Source organism: Micromonospora sp. NPDC050795 (assembly GCF_044456785.1).
GTDB lineage: Bacteria > Actinomycetota > Actinomycetes > Mycobacteriales > Micromonosporaceae > Micromonospora.
Genome location: NZ_JBITGE010000093.1, coordinates 1 through 2,346, shown reverse-complemented (window position 1 = coordinate 2,346; position 2,346 = coordinate 1). Strand labels below are relative to the sequence as shown.

At 63.5% G+C, this 2,346-nt stretch carries 1 protein-coding gene and 1 pseudogene; both read right to left on the bottom strand.

The window, feature by feature from the left end:
- Positions 1–96, bottom strand: a pseudogene (locus ACIBEF_RS32265) (IS5/IS1182 family transposase); the annotation flags it as partial.
- A 564-nt stretch (positions 97–660) separates the two neighbouring features.
- The gene (locus tag ACIBEF_RS32260; protein WP_396797205.1) at positions 661–2,007 is read right to left on the bottom strand and encodes an ABC transporter substrate-binding protein; all 1,347 of its coding nucleotides are present in this window, start codon (positions 2,005–2,007) and stop codon (positions 661–663) included.
- Positions 2,008–2,346 lie beyond the last annotated feature (339 nt).

The window sequence follows — 2,346 nt, the reverse complement described above, 5'->3', positions numbered from 1 at the left end:
CTCAGCGACCAACCTGACCAACTTACGGAACTGAACGGGCTGCAACCCGGTGAACGGAAAGATCCACTCCGGGCGGGCCGCCGTGATCACCTGCAGCCAGGCATCCTGACCCATCATCCTCAGCAGACAGACGTCGGGGTTGCGAGACATCCCTTAGACACCTGAGTGATCACCAGAAGACCGCGCTCTTCTACGTACCGGCCCGAACCGGCGTGACTACCCCAGAAGTAGCTAAACGGTCAAAGATCGACCATGCGAGTGCCCTGCTGTGAGGACTCCAACCGGTCATGGAAGTTCCCTCGATTGATTATCCTCATTTCTTCGAGTGTGTTTGAAGGTCCAATATGAGTGGTGTGGCGGTGTGGCGATGGTCACCGGGGCAGACAGGTGTCCGGTGTCGTCGCGTCGTGGTTACCCGTCGGAGTTGACTGAAGCCCAGTGGGCGTTGATCGAAGGATTTTTGCCGGAGCCCAGCAGGGACGGGCGGCGGCAGAAGCACCCTCGTCGGGAGATCGTCGACGCAAACTTGTAGTTGGTCCGCTCGGGGTGTCCATGGCGATACCTGCCGGCGGATCTGGCCCGGCGACAGACGGCGTACTGGTACTTCGCGCACTGGGGAAGACGCCGGTGAGAACGAGACCCTGCCGGTCACGCTGCGGGTCATGGCACGGGTGCGGGACGGGCGGAATCCGGAGGCCGGGCTCTACCGGCTCCGTACTCCTTTTGCGCCGCGTCCTCGAGACGTTGTGCCACCGACCGTGCGTCCAGGCCCTTCTCGAGGAAGTCCTGCAGCAACACCCAGAGGGCCGCGTTGCTGCCGCCACCGAAGCGCTGCGGAGTCAGGTCGGACAGGTCGAAGCGGAGCAACTCGGCCTCGACCACGGCGCCCGCCAATGCGCGCGTCGTCGGATCGGGGTAGGACGACTGATCGACCTTGGCGTTGGCCGAGATGAACCCACCCTTGGCCGTCATGATCGCAGCGGCCTCCGGTGACGCCAGAAATGTCATCAGGGCGCGGGCCTCGGTGGTGTCCTTCAGCTGTACGGCCTGGTCACCGGCGGTCACGACGGCCGGCGCCGAACCTCCGATAGACGGCCACGGAAAAAACTTCGCCGTCTGCCCCACCGTCGATCGGCCAAGCTTGGTGATCTCAGCGGCGACGAAATTCCCCTCGAAGAGCATGGCGGCCTTCGGGGCAACACCGAACACGTCCGAGATCGCTTGGGTGAACGTGATCTGAGTGGCCCCGGCCGGTCTATTGAGGATCATTTTCGGCGTCTGCCAGTACTCGCCGAGCAAGGTCAATGTCTTGACGACGGCTGGGTCGGTCCAGGGGATCTCGTGCCGGGCGAGCTTGTCGTACTTTTCGGCGCCGCCGATGCGCAGGAATGCGTTTTCGAACCAGTCGGTCAGCACCCAGCCGTCGCCCCCTGCGGCCACCATCGGCGTGGTGCCCGAGTCGGCCAGAGTACGCGACACCGCTGTGAGGTCGTCCCACGTGGCGGGTGGCTTCACCCCGGCGTCCTCAAAGGATTTGACGCGGTACCAAATCACTGACTTGTTGGCGACCTTGAAGTAGAACCCATAGCGCGTGCCACCGACGGCGCCGAGACTCTGCCATGCGTCGCTGTAGTTGTCCGTTACGGCGTCCGCAGCACTGCCGCTGAGGGGGACAAGCGCGCCACGGCTAACGAGCGCCGAAACCACGCCTGGCTGTGCGACGAGTGCGACGTCGGGCGGCGACCCACCCGCGATGCGACTATTGAGCAGCACCGGCAGATCGATGCCGCCGGCCGTGTACTTGACGGTGGCACCGGTCTTCTCGGCGAAAGCATCGAGCACCGCTTGGAAATTCTCCCGCTCGATGCCGGACCATGTCGCGGCGACCTCAACCGTGACACCGGTGAGGTCGCTGTCCTGGCCGGCAGACTGACCAGACGCGCCGTCACACGCCGCCGCAGCCGCCAGGATCACGCCGGCAACGGCGAGGGCGCTTTTCCGTGCCATGGGACCTCGTCTTCGGGGGACGCGTGTTGGTGGCACGCCTCGGGGACGCACTGGAAGCCATGCTCAATGTTAATCGCGATGTTGTTTCCAAACAGCTTTGAACGCGCTATGTGATGGAACCGACGAGGAGCTCACAAGATCAACCTCAGGATACCTGGGTGCAGGTGATCACGGCGGCCCGCCCGGAGTGGATCTTTCCGTTCACCGGGTTGCAGCCCGTTCAGTTCCGTAAGAGCGACCGGCGGTAGGCGTCCAAGATCCGGACAGGCGGGTACTCCGATGTAGCAAGCAGGCACGGGAATCGATCATCAGAGTTGTCTACGCTCAGTGATCGATGGA

Excerpts from the sequence above, each read along its gene's own strand:
- ACIBEF_RS32260 (WP_396797205.1), bottom strand. The coding sequence starts at position 2,007 with ATGGCACGGAAAAGCGCCCTCGCCGTTGCCGGCGTGATCCTGGCGGCT.